Here is a 14,208-nt window from a genome sequence, read left to right on the forward strand (position 1 = left end):
CGCCGGAACATTTCGGCCGGGTACGACCCCCGCGGCGCTTATCCTGTTGGACCATGCAACCGATCCAGCCCGAGACGTACGGCGCGCCGCGGACCGCCCCGGTCCCCGCCCAGCGCTCCGCCGCCCCCGCCGAGGGCTTCGCGGTGGTCGACGTCGAGACCACCGGCCTCGGCCGCACGGACCGCGTCATCTCGGCGGGCGTCTACCAGCTGGACCCGGACGGCGAGGTCACCGACCACTGGTACACCCTGGTCAACCCCGAGCGGGACCCGGGCCCGGTCTGGATCCACGGCCTCACCGCGGAGCTGCTCTCCGGCGCCCCGACCTTCCCGCAGATCGCCGCCGAGTTCGCCGACCGGCTGAGCGGCCGGGTCCTGGTCGCCCACAACGCGCTCTTCGACTGGAACATGATCTCGCGCGAGTTCTCCCGGGCCGGCCTGCGCGCCCCGGTCGAACAGCGGATCTGCACCATGGTCCTCTCCCGTGACCTGCGGCTGCCGCTGCCCAACGGCAAGCTGTCCTCGCTCGCCGCCCACTTCGGCGTCCGGCAGCAGCACGCGCACAACGCCCTGGACGACGCCCGGGTGCTGGCCGAGGCCTTCCGCCCCAGCCTGCACCTGGCCCGCCTGGGCGGGGTCCCGCTGCCGCTGCAGAACTGCGTGGCCGTCACCGACCTCGGCGAGGACGAGCCCGCCGCCCCCGGCCGGTCCTCCTGGACCGGTGCCGCCTACCGCCAGGCCAAGAAGCGAACGCCCTGCCCGTACCCCAACCCGGGGCGCTGGGAGGACGGCAAGCCGCTGGTGCAGGGCATGCGGGTGGCCTTCACCGGCGACACCGCCACCGACCGCGAGCTGCTGGAGGACCGCGCCGCCGAGGCCGGCCTGCACATCGCCACCTCGGTGAGCCGGCTCACCAGCCTGCTGGTCACCAACGAGCCGAACAGCTGGAGCGGCAAGGCCCGCCGGGCCCGCGAGGTCGGCACCCCGGTGGTCGGCGAGGACGCCTTCCTCCAGCTGCTGCGCGAGGTCGCCCCGCACCCCGGTGCGTGAGCTGGGTGTGAGGTCGGCGTACCGTGCCCATGTGTACCGTTTTCTGCTGACCCGCCAGTGGCTGATCACCATGCTGATCGCGCTGCTGCTGATCCCCGCGACGATCAAGCTGGGCTTCTGGCAGCTGCACCGCCACGAGGCGCGGGTGGCCCGGAACGAGCTGATCGGCAAGGCCCTCACCGCCGGCCCGGTGCCGTTCGACACGCTGTCGGCGGCCCCCGGCTTCGCGGTGCCCAAGGACCTCACCTGGCGCACGGTGACGGCCGCCGGGCAGTACGACCCGGCGCACGAGTTCGTCGTCCGCAAGCGGACCGACTCCAGCGGGGACACGATCGGCTATTTCGTCATCACCCCGCTGAAGCTCGCCGACGGCAGGGGCAGCGTCCTGGTCAACCGCGGCTGGGTGGCCTCCGGCAACGGCGCCACCGAGTACCCGGCCGTCCCGGCCGCCCCGACCGGCGAGGTCTCCCTCACCGGCCGGATGCGCGCCGACGAGACCAGCGGCAGCGGCATCAAGGACCGGGCCGGCCTGCCCGACCGGCAGTTCAACCTGATCAACACCGAGCAGCAGGCCAAGGAGACCGGCGCCACCCTGCTCGGCGGCTACCTGGAGCTCACCGCCACCACCCCGGCCCCCGCCGACCAGCCCGAGCTGATCCCCGAGCCCAACCACTCCGACATCGGCCCGCACATGGCGTACGCGATCCAGTGGTGGCTGTTCACGGCGATGATCCCGGTCGGGGTCTGGGTGCTGGCCCGCCGCGAGGGCAAGGACCGGGCCAAGCAGGCCGCCGAGGCCGAGGTGGCGGTGGAGGCCGTGCCGGCGGCCTGAACCACCCGGGGCCCGTCCTAGATCACGTCCTCCAGCTCGCGCAGCAGCCGCGCCTTGGCCCGGGCGCCGACCACCGAGCGCACCGGCTCACCCCCGCGGAACACCATCAGCGTCGGCATCGACAGCACCCCGTACGCCGCCTGGGTGCGCGGATTGCGGTCCACGTCCAGGCTGACCACCCGCAGCCGGTGCGCCTCCTCGCGGGCGACGTCCGCCAGCACCGGCGCCATCATCCGGCAGGGCGGGCACCAGTCCGCCGTGAAGTCCACCAGCACCGGCCCGTCGGCCGCCAGCACCTCCGCGGCGAACGTGTCGTCCGTCACCGCCGGCACCCCTGGGATCTGCACCATCGTCTACTCCTTCGCCCGTTCGTTCGCCAGTTCACAGCGCGGCGCCTGCCCGGAGGGCTCGGCCGCCAGCCCGTCCCGGGCCCGTACCGCCCGGTCGAACTGCCCGGCCACCTGGGCCCGGACGTCCTGCAGCCGGGTGATGCACTCGTCCAGCTCGGCCAGCTTGCGCCGGTACACCTCCAGCGAGGCCGGGCACGAGTCCCCCTCGGGGTGGCCCGCCTGCAGGCACTCGACGAACGGACGGGTCTCCTCCAGGCCGAACCCGAAGTCCTGCAGCGTACGGATCTGCCGTAGCAGCCGCAGGTCCTCCTCGTCGTACGCCCGGTAGCCGTTGCCCGCCCGCCGGGCCGGCAGCAGGCCGAGCTGCTCGTAGTACCGCAGCGTCCGGGTGGTCGTCCCCGCCCGATCCGCCAGCTCCCCGATCCGCATCCGTGCCCCCGCTCTCCCGGCCCGCCTCCGCACGCCGCCGAGACCGACGGTAGACCTTGACGCCGACGTCAACGCCAGCCCCGCCGCCCCCTGCTACCCCGGGCGACCACCACCCGGCAGGATGGGCCCATGGATCTTGGACTGAAGGACAAGGTGTACGTGGTCACCGGCGCCACCCGGGGCCTCGGCTTCGCCGCCGCCCGGGAACTGGCCGCCGACGGCGCCCGGGTGCTGATCAGCGGGCGCGGCAAGGAGGCCGTGGACGCCGCCGTCGCCGAACTGGACGCCGCCGGCGCCGGGACCGCCCACGGCGTGGTCGCCGACAACGCCGACCCGGCGACCGCCGAGCGGCTGATCGCGGAGGCGACCGGGTACTTCGGCCGGCTCGACGGCGTGCTGATCAGCGTCGGCGGCCCGCCGGCCGGCCCGGTGGCCACCGCCTCCGACGAAGCCTGGCGAGGCGCGTTCGAGTCGGTCTTCCTCGGCGCGCTGCGGATCGCCCGCGCCGCCGCCGAGGCCCTCGGCGAGGGCGGCGTGATCGGCTTCGTGCTCTCCGCCTCGGTGCGCCAGCCGATCCCCGGCCTGGGCATCTCCAACGGCCTGCGCCCGGGCCTGGCGATGGCCGCCAAGTCGCTCGCCGACGAGCTCGGCCCGCGCGGCATCCGGGTGCTGGGTCTGCTGCCGGCCCGGATCGACACCGACCGGGTGCGCGAGCTGGACGCCCTGGGCGGCGACCCGGACGGCGCCCGTGCCCAGGCCGTGGCGACCATCCCGCTCGGCCGGTACGGCACCGCGGAGGAGTTCGGCAAGGTCGCGGCCTTCCTGCTCTCCCCCGCCGCCTCCTACCTGACCGGCGTGATGATCCCCGTCGACGGCGGCGCGCTGCGTACCCTCTGAGCGCCGACGAGCTCCGAACGGGGGCGGGCACCCGATTCCGGCCCGCCCCCGGTTCACTCCACCCGCGGGTGCCTGCGCCGGCGCCCCCGGTGCCGCCGGGACTCGGCCGGGGCCGCCTGCAGGACCCGGATCCGCAGGTCGGCGGGGAGTTCCGGCAGGCCCAGACTGGTCCGGGCATCCGCTCGCGGCCCGGTGTCGAAGTGCTCCACCAGGGCCGCCGGATCGCCGCCGGGGGTGAGCCGGACGGCGCCCCGCAGGCGCGGGTGTCCGGGTGCGCGCACCAGGCGCACGCCAGCGCGCTCGACCTCGGGGAGCGTGGCCGTCCCGGTCTCCAGTGCCTCTTCCAGTGCCCGGGTGCGGACGCGCAACCTGAGACCGCCGGCACCGGGCGTCGGCACCGCGATGCTGGCCGAGCCGCTGCGCCGCAGTTGCGCCACCAGCCACCAGGCCGTGCCCACGACCAGCACGGCCAGCCCGCCGATGACGGTGGGCCACCACCAGGTCGAGTCCACCCAGCGGGTGCGTGTGCGGGCGCTGACCACCGGCTGGTCCGGGGAGGTGAGCGGCCACCAGCTCGGCGGATCGGCGCCGAGCCGCCGGTACAGGTCGAGCCCGCCGGCCAGCACCAGCACACCGGCGGCCAGCAGTACCAGCCCGACCACCCCGAGCAGCACCCGGTTGACGGTCGTCCGTGTCATCCCGCCACCCCAGCCTCACGGTTCGCCCCGGGCGTCGCCCCGGGCACCGTCCGGACGTCGAGCCGCAACGGCCGGGCCAGCGTCACCCGCGCCAGCTCGTCGCGCAGTTGGCGCTGGAGCGCCACCGGGTCCGCCGTCCCGGTCAGGGTGACCCGGACGCTCCGGCGGCTGATCCGGATCCGCAGGTCGTCGATGCCCGGGAGCCCGGCGGCGCGGTCGGCCAGCAGGTGCCCGATGCCGGCCCGGTCGATGGCGGCGCCGGTGTCGCCGTACGGGCGCAGCGGCAGCCAGCGGCCGAGACCGGGGGCGACGGCCAGCCAGAGCAGCCACCCGCCGAGCAGGACGGCGGCGCCGGCGCCCACCAGCACCCACAGGTCGTCGAGGTGGCGGGTGGCCAGTTCGTCGGCGACCCGGGCGCGCCACCGGCGGGTCGGGTACCCGGCCCGGACGGCGATCACGTCGTACAGCAGCGCGCCCGCACCCACCAGCAGCACGGTGGCGACGAGCGCCGCGACGGTGGTCCGCGGCGCCCGCGGCCGCCGCACCTGCACCGACGAGGGCTCGGCCTCCGGCGCCGTCACCTCGCCCCCCGCCCCCACCTCGCGCCCGGGCGCCGCTTCGCCCCCGGTGCTCACGACACTCCCCCGGTCACCAACCGCTCGACGACGACGACCACCTCGGACACCCTGGTCCCGGTGAAGCCCGCGACCTGCGCGGCGACGCGTTCGCGGACGGCCCGGGCGAGCGCCGCGATGTCGGCGGGGAAGGGCAGTTCGACGGCGACCCGGACGGTCACGGTGCTGCCGGGCACCGCCACCGAAACGGCCGGCGGCGCGCCCTTGGCGGTGCGACCGGCCCAGGCGTCGGCGAGGGCCTCGCGGGCGGCCCGGGCGGCGATCCGGGCGTAGGCGCGGTCGGCGACCCGGAGTCGGCCCCGGGTGGCGGGTTCGCGGCGGGGGGTGGTGATGAGGGCCGCCATCAGCGGCGCCGGTCGCGACCGCGGAGCAGGTCACCGAGGTCGCCCAGCTCGATGTCGCCCTCCAGCAGGCGTCCGACCACGAAACCGACCAGCCCGAGCGCGGCCACCAGCAGGAACGCCGCGAAGCCGCCGAAGTACCCGGCGAAGCCGAGGGCCATGCCCACCACGAGGCCGACGATGGCCAGGTTCATCCGCTACTCCTCGTCTTCCGCTGCCGCCCGCCGCCGGGCGCTCGGTGGGCGCACTACTTGAGCTTGGGCCGCTGCCCCTGGACGATCGTCTCCTCTTCCTCCTCATCGACGTCCGGCTCGTCGGGAAGGTGGACGTCGTTGACCGCGATGTTGACCTCGACGACTTCCAGGCCGGTCATCCGCTCGACCGCGTCGATGATGTTCTCCCGTACCTGGCGGGCGAGTTCGGGGATGACCACGCCGTACTCGACGACCAGGGCGATGTCGATGGCGGTCTGCTTCTCGCCGACCTCGGCCTTGATGCCGCGCCCGATGCTGGACTTCCCGCCGGGCACCCGGTCGCGCATCGCACCGAAGGTCCGGGTCAGACCGGAGCCGAGCGCGTGGATGCCGTTGATCTCACGGGCGGCCATCCCGGCGATCTTCTCGACCACGCCGACGGCCAGCGCCGTACGGCCACGCTCGCTGACCGGCTTGCCGCTGTCGGTCGCGGCGGACGGGCCGTGGGAGGACGGGCCGTGGGTGGCGGACTGGCCGTGGGCGGCCGGGCCGGCGGCCGGGGCGTTGCCGAGGTGCTTGTGCAGGGTGGCGGGCGTCGGAGTGTCAGGCATGGGGGCACATCTCCCGTCGTACGGCTCCAGCTATATCGCAAATCACCCCAACTCTGGCATTTCGCCACGATTCGCGCCCGCCGGAAGCACCCCCGGGCGCCACCGGCCGGTCCCCCGGAACGCCGAGGGCCCGGCCCGGGGCACTCCCCCGGGCCGGGCCCTGCCACGCGAGGCGTGCGGTCAGTCGCCGATCCCGGCGAGGTCCCGCAGGCGGCGGGCCTGTGCCGCCCGTTCGGCGGAGCGCTGCTCGTCGAAGGTGCGCCCGGAAGCGCCCTGGAGCAGGGCCTTGGTCTCGATCACGGCGTTGCGCGGCGCGGCCAGCAGGGCGGCGGCGAGGTCACGGGCGGCGGCGTCCAGCTCCGCGCCGGGGACGGCCAGGTTGGCCAGCCCGATGGCGGCGGCCTCCTCGGCGCCGACCCAGCGGCCGGTGGCGCAGATCTCCAGCGCCCGGGCGTAGCCGACGAGTTCGGTGAGCGGCTTGGTGCCCGCCAGGTCGGGGACGAGGCCGAGCGAGGTCTCCTTCATGGCGAACTGGACGTCGTCGGCGACGACCCGCAGGTCGCAGCCGAGGGCGAGCTGGAAGCCGGCGCCGACGGCGTGGCCCTGGACGGCGGCGATGGAGACCAGGTCGGGGCGGCGCCACCAGGTGAAGGCCTGCTGGTAGGAGGCGATGGTGTCGTCGAGCTCCTGGTCGGCCGCGCCGGCGAGCTGGAGGAAGGTGGGCTCACCGGGGATGCCCTCGGCGGTGAACATGGCCCGGTCCAGGCCCGCCGAGAAGGAGACGCCCTCCGCGCGCAGCAGGACGACCCGGACGGCGCCGGGCAGGTCACGGCCGGCGGCAGCGAGGGCGCGCCACAGCGCGGGCGACTGGGCGTTGCGCCGCTTGGGCTGACACAGGGTGACGACGGCGAGCTCGCCGTCGATCTCCAGACGGACGCCGTCCTGCTCCCAGCTCGGGGCCTGCGGGTCGGTGACGGGCGCGGTCATGCGGGGACCTCCGGTGGCGAGGGGCTTGGCTACCGGAGAGTAACAAACCTGGGCGCGCGGCGGCAGACCACCGGACCGGAAAGATCGACGGGCCCCGAGTGCCGGGGGCGGGCAACACCCCGGACATGACGATCGGCGGCCGGTCCACTCGACCCGAGGGCGGACGATCGGTGGTCGTCCCCTCGGTCGGCGCCCTGCCGCCGCGTCATCCAGCCATGAGCTGATGGACCGTCAGGAACCGGCCCCGGCGGTTGCCTTGTTCTTGCCCCGCGTGGCACCACCGCGGCCCCGGAGAATGACTCCGGACTCGCTCAGCATCCGGTGCACGAAGCCGTACGAACGACCGGTCTCCTCCGCGAGAGCGCGAATGCTCGCCCCGGAGTCGTACTTCTTCTTGAGATCGGCCGCGAGCTTCTCACGCGCGGCACCGGTCACCCGGCTGCCCTTTTTCAGAGTCTCGGCCACCCGTGCCTCCTCGTAGCGTTGCTCGGTCAGATTCCCATGATCACCCATCCACCGCGTCCTGGCCACCCATTCGACAAGGTCGATGTCGGGAATGCGCGGTCCTGCGGTGGTGATCCGAGCGCATCAGGGCGCTCACGTAGAGTGCACGCCCCCGGGCGGATTACGCCGTCCGCCGCGAAAGAGCTGATCAGCAGCGTCGGCCCGACCACGATCGAGTGGCGGGCCGACGGGAAGTCTCTAAACGGAATCCGGGCTTTCTTCATTCCCGGACACGCCGTAAGTACTAGTTTTTCTGGTCCGAAAAACGGGGGTCGCGTCTACGTCCGGTTAGGCCAGCGAGACCAGATCGGCGTACGCCGGGCTCCAGAGGTCCTCGACCCCGTCCGGCAGCAGGATGATCCGCTCCGGCTGGAGCGCGTCCACGGCGCCCTCGTCGTGGGTGACCAGCACGACCGCGCCGGCGAACTCGCGCAGCGCGCCCAGGATCTCCTCACGGCTGGCCGGGTCGAGGTTGTTGGTGGGCTCGTCGAGCAGCAGCACGTTGGCGGAGGAGACCACCAGGGTGGCCAACGCGAGGCGGGTCTTCTCACCGCCGGAGAGCACCCCGGCCGGCTTCTCGACGTCGTCGCCGGAGAACAGGAAGGAGCCGAGGATCTTGCGGATCTGCACCAGGTCGGTGTCCGGCGCGGCCGAGCGCATGTTCTCCAGCACCGAGCGCTCCGGGTCCAGCGTCTCGTGCTCCTGGGCGTAGTAGCCGATCTTCAGCCCGTGGCCCGGGACGACCTCGCCGGTGTCCGGCTTCTCCACCCCGGCCAGCATCCGCAGCAGGGTGGTCTTGCCGGCGCCGTTGAAGCCCAGCACGACGACCCGGGAACCCCGGTCGATCGCCAGGTCGACGTCGGTGAAGATCTCCAGCGAGCCGTAGGACTTGGACAGGCCGCTGGCGGTCAGCGGGGTCTTGCCGCAGGGGGCCGGGTCGGGGAAGCGCAGCTTGGCGACCTTGTCGTTCATCCGGACCTGCTCCAGGCCGGAGAGCAGCTTGTCGGCGCGGCGGGCCATGTTCTGCGCGGCGACCGTCTTGGTGGCCTTGGCGCGCATCTTGTCGGCCTGCGCGTTCAGCGTCGCGGCCTTCTTCTCGGCGTTGGCCCGCTCGCGCTTGCGGCGCTTCTCGTCGTCCTCGCGCTGCTGCTGGTACTGCTTCCAGCCCATGTTGTAGACGTCGATGCAGGAGCGGTTGGCGTCCAGGTAGAAGACCTTGTTGACGACCGTCTCGACCAGCTCGACATCGTGCGAGATGACGATGAAGCCGCCCTTGTAGGTCTTCAGGAAGTCCCGCAGCCAGACGATCGAGTCGGCGTCCAGGTGGTTGGTGGGCTCGTCGAGCAGCAGCACGTCGGAGTCCGAGAAGAGGATCCGGGCGAGCTCGACGCGGCGGCGCTGACCACCGGAGAGGGTGTGCAGCGGCTGGCCGAGGATGCGGTCCGGCAGGCCCAGCGCGGCGGCGATGGTGGCGGCCTCGGCCTCGGCGGCGTACCCGCCCTTGGTGAGGAACTCGGTCTCCAGCCGGGCGTACTTCTTCATCGCGTTGTCCCGGGTGGCGCCCTTGCCGTTGGCCATCCGGTCCTCGTTCTCGCGCATCTTCTTGAGCACGGTGTCGAGGCCGCGGGCGGAGAGGATGCGGTCCTTGGCGAGGACGTCGAGGTCGCCGGTGCGCGGGTCCTGCGGGAGGTAGCCGACCTCGCCCGAGCGCGTCACCGTGCCGGCGGCGGGCAGGCCCTCGCCGGCCAGCACCTTGGTCAGCGTGGTCTTGCCGGCGCCGTTGCGTCCGACCAGGCCGATCCGGTCGCCGGCGGCGACCTTGAAGTTCGCGGACTCGATCAGGACCCGGGCACCGGCGCGCAGCTCAAGGGCGTTGGCGGAAATCATGGCGGGAACTACTCCTGGGACGTGGGCGGGCGGCCGGGCGGGGCCCGGGGCCGGACAGCGGGAAGGGGCGTCGTCGGTGGTCGGCACAGCGCACGGGGCGGTGCCGCGCGCCCGCTATTGCCCGGAGAAGTCAGCCATGACGGCAAGTCTACCGGGCCGCACGGGAACCCCCGGGGCTACCTCCCCGGGGTACCGGCGGCCGACGCTACTGCTGAGGCTGCTGCGCCTGGGGCTGCGCGGACAGGCCCTGATCGCCCGCCGGGGCGTCCGGCACCGGGTTGTCCGCGGCCGGGGCGTCCGCGGCCGGGTCGGTGCAGCCGCCCTGCGGACGGACCGCGGCGAACGGCACCGTCGGGCTACCGCAGGCCGCCTCGGGCGCGGCCGCCTTGGTGTCGAACACCCGGGCCGGGACGATCGGACCGTCCGTGATCAGCACCCGGCTGCCGTCCAGCGCCTTGATCGACGCGGCCGGGCCGGTGTTCAACTGCCAGCCGCTGCTGTCCAGCCGGTAGCCGCTGATGCCGCCGGAGACGGCCAGCCCGGCACTGTTGGTGCAGCTGCGCGGAACGAGCACGGCGTACTCGGTGCCGACCGTGCGCAGCGGGTCGTAGACGCAGTTGCCGGGCGGCTTGGAGTTGTAGCGCAGGTCGCCGTCGGCGTCGCGCAGGCCCATGGTCAGGTTCGGGGTGACCACGGCCACCCAGGCGGAGGCGCCCCGCGGGACGGTGTGCAGGGCCGCCGCGGCCCGCTCCTGGGCCAGCTCCTTGCGCTGCTCCTCGGTGCGCTTGTCGGCACCGGGCTCGCCGTCGCCGCGCAGCCAGTCCGCCAGGCCCGGCACCGCCCGGTGCCAGCGCACCTCGTGGTCGCCCGGACGCACCGAGGTGATCAGGCCGTCGTCCCAGACCACGATGGCGTTCTCCCCCGCCATCGACAGGTACAGCGCGGTGGCGCCCTCGCGGCGGTAGGACCAGGCCTGCTCGCCGCTCTGCCGGTGGAAGGCCTCCAGCCCCGGGCCGACCTTCAGGTCCAGGTCGGCCGCGCTCAGCGACTGCGAGTTGACCGGCGTGGCCTCCGCGTCGCCCGGCCCCGCCACCCGGTCGCCGAACGGCACCGGCTTGTTGGCGTGCGCCGCCGCACCGGCCGCAAGGACCAGCATCACCGCCAGGGCAGGCAGGATCGAGCGGGGGGTCAGTACACGCAGCGGCTTCGGGGACACGGCCGGAGCGTACCTTTCGGCGGGTACGGGAGTCAGCCCGGAATCGCCGCCGGGCCGGACCGCGGACCGCACGCCCGGACGCGTGTGCCCTCCCCGCGCACCCACCCGCCCACCTGCGCCGTCGGGGCCGCGGCCGGACCGCCGCCCGTTCCGGGGCCGACCGCCCGGGCCCGACCGGACCGTTACAGAGCTGATACACGGAGCGCTCTCCCGGCGGCCGTTACGGCAGACGGCGTTCGAATATCGCCCACTTTAGGGTGACATTCGGCTTTTCCGACGCGCGCCGGGCCTACTGTCGGCGAGCGGAGCGCCACGGTCCGTCCAGTGCGCCCCCGCCCTGATACGCCCGGAGGAGAGACCATGCGATACGGCCGCCTGACGCTGGCCGCCGCCGCCCTGCTGCTGACAGCCACGGCCAGCGTCCCGGCCGGGACGCCGCTCAGCCAGACCGAACGGCACGCCCTCTCCTCGGACGCCTTCGAGCCGCGCGGCGCCGCCCCCCGCCCGCCCGTCCAGCGGCCCGAGCACGAGCCGCCGTTCGGCGCCTTCGTCGGCTCCTGGGACAACTACATCCCGCAGATCGGCCGGTACGCGAGGTGGCTGGGCGACGCCAACCTCCAGGTCGGCCACACCTATCTGGCGGGCAACGGCTGGGCCGACGTCGAGGGCGAACCGGTGGTGCTCGGCATGTGGTCGCAGTGGCGGCTGGCCGACCCGTCCCGGCTGCTCGTCCTCGGCGTGCCGATGCTGGTGCCCAGCGAGGCGAACGTGCCGGACGACGAGGTCGCCAAGCTGCTCGCCCAGGGCGCGCGCGGGGACTTCGACCGGCACTTCCTGCGGCTCGCCCACCGGCTGGTCGCCCTCGGCGGCGCGGACACCGTGCTCACCCTCGGCTGGGAGATGAACGGCGTCACCTACACGCACCGCTGCAAGCCCGACCCGTCCGCGTGGAAGGCCTACTGGCGGCGGATCGTCGGCGTGATGCGCTCGGTGCCCGGGCAGCGGTTCCGCTTCGACTTCGCCCCGACCCGGGGCCTGGACGCCATCCCGTGGACCAAGTGCTACCCCGGCGACGACGTGGTCGACATCATCGGCATGGACAGCTACGACCAGCCCGCCGGGGCCACCTTCGACGACTACGTGCGCGAGCCGTACGGGCTGCAGGACCAGGTGGAGTTCGCCGCCAAGCGCGGCAAGCCGGTCTCGTACCCGGAGTGGGGGCTGTTCCGCAACGGCGACAATCCCGAGTTCGTGCAGCGGATGGTCGAGTGGATGCGCACCCACGACACCGCCTACCAGACCGTCACCGACTACTGCCCGCACGGCTTCTTCCAGTGCGACCGCAACCCGCGCTCGGCCGCCCGGTTCAAGCAGCTGATGTCCAGCTCGAAGGGGGCGCCGGCGGTCGTGCCGACGGCGCCCCAGGTGCCCACCGCGCCGATCGCCCCGCCGGTGGCGCCGAGCCCGCCCAAGCCGCCGAGCATGCCCGGGGCCGCGAGCGCGGCTTCGAGCCCGTCCGCGAGGCCGTCGCCGGGCCCGACCGCCGGTCCGGCCGCCAGTGCGACCGCGAGCCCGGCCGGGGCCGGGACGCCCGCCCGGCGCTGAGCCCGGGCGGGCTCCGGTCAGCTGCGGCGCCGGGCCAGCAGGGCCTCCTTGAGGCGCGGGAAGCGCGTGCGCAGCACGTGCACCGCCTGCTGCCGGGCGCGCACCGCGCCGGCCCGGACGGCGACCGCCGGCGCCGCTCCGGCCGGACCGAACAGCAGGCGCTGGTTGGGCAGTTGATCCGGCCGCCAGCGCTGCTTGTACGGCTCCTGGCCGCGCAGCAGGCCGAGCACCGGAACGCCCGCGCCGACCGTCTCGTCCAGGGCCGCGCCGAACAGCAGCCCGGCGATGTCCAACCGCTCGCGCAGCACCGGGTGTGCGCCGTACATGTACAGGCCCCCGAAGGACGGGCAGAGCAGCAGCAGGTTCACCGCGACCAGTTCGCCGTCCAGCCGGAACCGGTGGACGGCGGCCTTGCCGGTGGCGACCAGGCCGGTGGTGGACTCGGTCAGGTGGCGGGCGAAGCGCTCGGTGCGGTGCTCCGCGGTGACGCCGCGCTCCTGCCACTGCAGGAAGTGCAGCCGCAGCAGATTCTCCACCGCCTCCGGCACCTCGGCCACCGGTGTCGGGCTGACCTGCACCCCGGCCTCGGCGATCTTGCGCAGCTTCACCCGGCTGCGCTGGGCGGTCTTGCCGGGAACCCGCTTGAGCAGCCGGTCCATCGGGACGGCCGGCAGGTACTGGCAGAGCGAGTCCTGGTAGTGGCGGCGCCGACCGTGCCAGTGCTCGTACACCCGCTGCACCGCCGCTTCGGGGTGCACCTCGCGCAGTTCCAGCGAGTGCCACGGGCGGGTGAGCGGGAGGGCGGCCGCGAACTCGGCGGCGGCCCGGTCGGCGCAGTCGTCGTCGAGCAGGACGTCGGAATAGTCGACCAGCCCGGCGCCCAGGGCGGCCAGCCCGCCGAGCAGGCCGCCGCGGCGCATGAAGGCGCCCGCGCCGACCAGGAGGCCGTCCCGGCGGACGAGCACCACCAGCAGGCCGCCCGGGCTGCCGTAGTGGCGCCACCAGGAGCGCTGCCAGGCGGCGGCCTGGAAGAAGGTGGCGGTCCGGCAGCGGCCGGCCAGGGCGTCCCACTCCTCGGTGAGGGCGTCCAGGGCATCGTCCTCGCGGCGCAGCTCGGTGGTCCAGCCCGGCGCCTCCGACTGGGCCGGGAGGCCGGTGCGCCGGGTCTCGGTGCTCATCGTCCGCTCCCGGCGGCGGCCTTCTCCTTGGCCGGGGACTCCTCTGCGGCTCCGGGCTCCCCCGCCTGCGCCGTCTGCTCGGCCCGCTCGGCGGCGGGCGGCTCCTCGGTCCGCGGCCGCGGGGCGGTCGGCGTCGCCGCGACCGCCGGGGGCTCCGCGGCCTCCGGGGACTCCGGCGTCTCCGGGGCCGCTGTCGTGGCGGCGGCCCCGCCCCGGCGGCGGGTCATCATCACCAGGGCCCCCACCAGCAGCCCGGCCGCGCCGCCCACCGCGACGTCCAGCTTGGCGGACGGCGTGGTCGGCCGGTCCGGCTCGGCGGCCGGCGCCAGCGTCACCAGCCGGACGTCGGTGTCCTTGCTGCTGGCGTTGGCGAAGGAGACCAGCGAGCGGGCCACCGCGTCGGCGGTCCGGGCGGCCTCCTGGGGGCGCGTCCCGGTGCCGGTGATCTCGATCATCGGGGCGTCCGGGGAGGTGGTCCCGTGCACCAGGGACTCCAGCTGGGCCCGGGTGTGGCCGGTCTCGTCGGCCGCCACCGTGAGCACCTGCGGCTGGCCGGCCAGCCGCCCGTACGCCTGGGCGAAGTTGGTCGCGGTGGCGGCCTCCCCCGGGTTCTGCGGCACCACGAGGACGTAGGCGCTGGCCGCGTACGAGGGGTGCGAGACGACGGCGTACCCGGCGCCGGCCGCGGCGCCCAGCGGCACCGCGAGCGCCACCGGCCACCAGCGGCGGACCAGACGGCGGGCGCTTCGGCGCGGTGTGGTCATGGGTGTGACTCCTTGGGTATGGAAGGGCGGA

The 14,208-nt window shown here is 74.3% G+C and carries 17 protein-coding genes; 4 read left to right on the forward strand and 13 right to left on the reverse strand.

The features are described 5' to 3' along the window. Positions 1–53: 53 nt before the first annotated feature. Both ACIO5E_RS20380 and ACIO5E_RS20385 read left to right on the forward strand, forming a co-directional pair. Positions 54–1,049 (forward strand): DEDDh family exonuclease, encoded by a 996-nt coding sequence (locus tag ACIO5E_RS20380; RefSeq protein WP_400669628.1) that lies wholly within the window; start codon positions 54–56, stop codon positions 1,047–1,049. A 31-nt stretch (positions 1,050–1,080) separates the two neighbouring features. Next, the gene (locus tag ACIO5E_RS20385; protein ID WP_400669630.1) at positions 1,081–1,881 is read left to right on the forward strand and encodes an SURF1 family protein; all 801 of its coding nucleotides are present in this window, start codon (positions 1,081–1,083) and stop codon (positions 1,879–1,881) included. Between the two features lie 17 nt (positions 1,882–1,898). Here the strand turns inward: ACIO5E_RS20385 and trxA are convergent, their stop codons facing one another. Both trxA and ACIO5E_RS20395 read right to left on the reverse strand, forming a co-directional pair. Next, the gene (gene trxA / locus ACIO5E_RS20390) at positions 1,899–2,231 is read right to left on the reverse strand and encodes a thioredoxin (RefSeq protein ID WP_400669632.1); all 333 of its coding nucleotides are present in this window, start codon (positions 2,229–2,231) and stop codon (positions 1,899–1,901) included. Positions 2,232–2,234: 3 nt separating this feature from the next. Continuing rightward, positions 2,235–2,660 carry a MerR family transcriptional regulator gene (locus ACIO5E_RS20395; RefSeq protein WP_400669635.1) on the reverse strand — a complete coding sequence of 142 codons (426 nt, stop codon included), beginning with the start codon at positions 2,658–2,660 and terminating at the stop codon, positions 2,235–2,237. 129 nt (positions 2,661–2,789) lie between these two features. On the opposite strand from ACIO5E_RS20395, the gene ACIO5E_RS20400 reads away from it, so the two are divergent. Continuing rightward, positions 2,790–3,557 carry an SDR family oxidoreductase gene (locus ACIO5E_RS20400; RefSeq protein ID WP_400669638.1) on the forward strand — a complete coding sequence of 256 codons (768 nt, stop codon included), beginning with the start codon at positions 2,790–2,792 and terminating at the stop codon, positions 3,555–3,557. 53 nt (positions 3,558–3,610) lie between these two features. Here ACIO5E_RS20400 and ACIO5E_RS20405 read toward each other — a convergent pair whose 3' ends face one another. The 9 genes from ACIO5E_RS20405 to ACIO5E_RS20445 all read right to left on the reverse strand — a co-directional run bounded on the left by ACIO5E_RS20405 (position 3,611) and on the right by ACIO5E_RS20445 (position 10,630). Continuing rightward, positions 3,611–4,255, reverse strand: a complete 645-nt coding sequence (locus ACIO5E_RS20405; RefSeq protein WP_400669640.1) for an alkaline shock response membrane anchor protein AmaP — start codon at positions 4,253–4,255, stop codon at positions 3,611–3,613. Continuing rightward, the gene (locus tag ACIO5E_RS20410; RefSeq protein WP_400669643.1) at positions 4,252–4,890 is read right to left on the reverse strand and encodes a DUF6286 domain-containing protein; all 639 of its coding nucleotides are present in this window, start codon (positions 4,888–4,890) and stop codon (positions 4,252–4,254) included. The genes ACIO5E_RS20405 and ACIO5E_RS20410 overlap by 4 nt, the downstream gene beginning before the upstream one ends. Next, the gene (locus ACIO5E_RS20415) at positions 4,887–5,234 is read right to left on the reverse strand and encodes an Asp23/Gls24 family envelope stress response protein (protein ID WP_400669646.1); all 348 of its coding nucleotides are present in this window, start codon (positions 5,232–5,234) and stop codon (positions 4,887–4,889) included. Before ACIO5E_RS20415 ends, ACIO5E_RS20410 begins: the two co-directional genes overlap by 4 nt. Further along, positions 5,234–5,425, reverse strand: coding sequence for a hypothetical protein (locus tag ACIO5E_RS20420; RefSeq protein WP_196951007.1), 192 nt, complete (start codon positions 5,423–5,425; stop codon positions 5,234–5,236). Before ACIO5E_RS20420 ends, ACIO5E_RS20415 begins: the two co-directional genes overlap by 1 nt. Positions 5,426–5,478: 53 nt before the next feature. Continuing rightward, positions 5,479–6,036 (reverse strand): Asp23/Gls24 family envelope stress response protein, encoded by a 558-nt coding sequence (locus ACIO5E_RS20425; RefSeq protein ID WP_400669649.1) that lies wholly within the window; start codon positions 6,034–6,036, stop codon positions 5,479–5,481. Between the two features lie 180 nt (positions 6,037–6,216). Next, positions 6,217–7,023, reverse strand: coding sequence for an enoyl-CoA hydratase/isomerase family protein (locus ACIO5E_RS20430; RefSeq protein ID WP_400669652.1), 807 nt, complete (start codon positions 7,021–7,023; stop codon positions 6,217–6,219). Between the two features lie 231 nt (positions 7,024–7,254). Continuing rightward, the gene (locus ACIO5E_RS20435) at positions 7,255–7,488 is read right to left on the reverse strand and encodes a helix-turn-helix domain-containing protein (RefSeq protein ID WP_030059940.1); all 234 of its coding nucleotides are present in this window, start codon (positions 7,486–7,488) and stop codon (positions 7,255–7,257) included. A gap of 327 nt (positions 7,489–7,815) precedes the next feature. After that, complete coding sequence (locus ACIO5E_RS20440) at positions 7,816–9,414, reverse strand: ABC-F family ATP-binding cassette domain-containing protein (RefSeq protein WP_280678239.1); 1,599 nt, start codon at positions 9,412–9,414, stop codon at positions 7,816–7,818. 205 nt (positions 9,415–9,619) lie between these two features. Beyond that, positions 9,620–10,630: a hypothetical protein gene (locus ACIO5E_RS20445; RefSeq protein WP_400669656.1), complete on the reverse strand. Its 1,011-nt coding sequence runs from the start codon at positions 10,628–10,630 to the stop codon at positions 9,620–9,622. 360 nt (positions 10,631–10,990) lie between these two features. On the opposite strand from ACIO5E_RS20445, the gene ACIO5E_RS20450 reads away from it, so the two are divergent. Then, on the forward strand, positions 10,991–12,235 hold the full coding sequence (locus ACIO5E_RS20450; protein ID WP_400669658.1) for a glycoside hydrolase family 26 protein: 1,245 nt from the start codon (positions 10,991–10,993) through the stop codon (positions 12,233–12,235). A 17-nt stretch (positions 12,236–12,252) separates the two neighbouring features. Here ACIO5E_RS20450 and ACIO5E_RS20455 read toward each other — a convergent pair whose 3' ends face one another. Together ACIO5E_RS20455 and ACIO5E_RS20460 are read right to left on the reverse strand one after the other, a co-directional pair. After that, positions 12,253–13,413, reverse strand: a complete 1,161-nt coding sequence (locus tag ACIO5E_RS20455) for a GNAT family N-acetyltransferase (protein ID WP_400669661.1) — start codon at positions 13,411–13,413, stop codon at positions 12,253–12,255. Beyond that, complete coding sequence (locus ACIO5E_RS20460) at positions 13,410–14,177, reverse strand: Wzz/FepE/Etk N-terminal domain-containing protein (RefSeq protein ID WP_400669663.1); 768 nt, start codon at positions 14,175–14,177, stop codon at positions 13,410–13,412. The genes ACIO5E_RS20455 and ACIO5E_RS20460 overlap by 4 nt, the downstream gene beginning before the upstream one ends. Positions 14,178–14,208 lie beyond the last annotated feature (31 nt).

The sequence above is a fragment of the Kitasatospora sp. NPDC087314 genome (assembly GCF_044744365.1).
In the GTDB taxonomy this organism is placed as follows: domain Bacteria; phylum Actinomycetota; class Actinomycetes; order Streptomycetales; family Streptomycetaceae; genus Kitasatospora.

Coding starts and splice junctions, on each gene's coding strand:
- ACIO5E_RS20380 (WP_400669628.1), top strand. CDS start 54: ATGCAACCGATCCAGCCCGAGACGTACGGCGCGCCGCGGACCGCCCCG.
- trxA (WP_400669632.1), bottom strand. CDS start 2,231: ATGGTGCAGATCCCAGGGGTGCCGGCGGTGACGGACGACACGTTCGCC.
- ACIO5E_RS20395 (WP_400669635.1), bottom strand. CDS start 2,660: ATGCGGATCGGGGAGCTGGCGGATCGGGCGGGGACGACCACCCGGACG.
- ACIO5E_RS20400 (WP_400669638.1), top strand. CDS start 2,790: ATGGATCTTGGACTGAAGGACAAGGTGTACGTGGTCACCGGCGCCACC.
- ACIO5E_RS20405 (WP_400669640.1), bottom strand. CDS start 4,255: ATGACACGGACGACCGTCAACCGGGTGCTGCTCGGGGTGGTCGGGCTG.
- ACIO5E_RS20415 (WP_400669646.1), bottom strand. CDS start 5,234: ATGGCGGCCCTCATCACCACCCCCCGCCGCGAACCCGCCACCCGGGGC.
- ACIO5E_RS20420 (WP_196951007.1), bottom strand. CDS start 5,425: ATGAACCTGGCCATCGTCGGCCTCGTGGTGGGCATGGCCCTCGGCTTC.
- ACIO5E_RS20425 (WP_400669649.1), bottom strand. CDS start 6,036: ATGCCTGACACTCCGACGCCCGCCACCCTGCACAAGCACCTCGGCAAC.
- ACIO5E_RS20430 (WP_400669652.1), bottom strand. CDS start 7,023: ATGACCGCGCCCGTCACCGACCCGCAGGCCCCGAGCTGGGAGCAGGAC.
- ACIO5E_RS20440 (WP_280678239.1), bottom strand. CDS start 9,414: ATGATTTCCGCCAACGCCCTTGAGCTGCGCGCCGGTGCCCGGGTCCTG.
- ACIO5E_RS20450 (WP_400669658.1), top strand. CDS start 10,991: ATGCGATACGGCCGCCTGACGCTGGCCGCCGCCGCCCTGCTGCTGACA.
- ACIO5E_RS20455 (WP_400669661.1), bottom strand. CDS start 13,413: ATGAGCACCGAGACCCGGCGCACCGGCCTCCCGGCCCAGTCGGAGGCG.
- ACIO5E_RS20460 (WP_400669663.1), bottom strand. CDS start 14,177: ATGACCACACCGCGCCGAAGCGCCCGCCGTCTGGTCCGCCGCTGGTGG.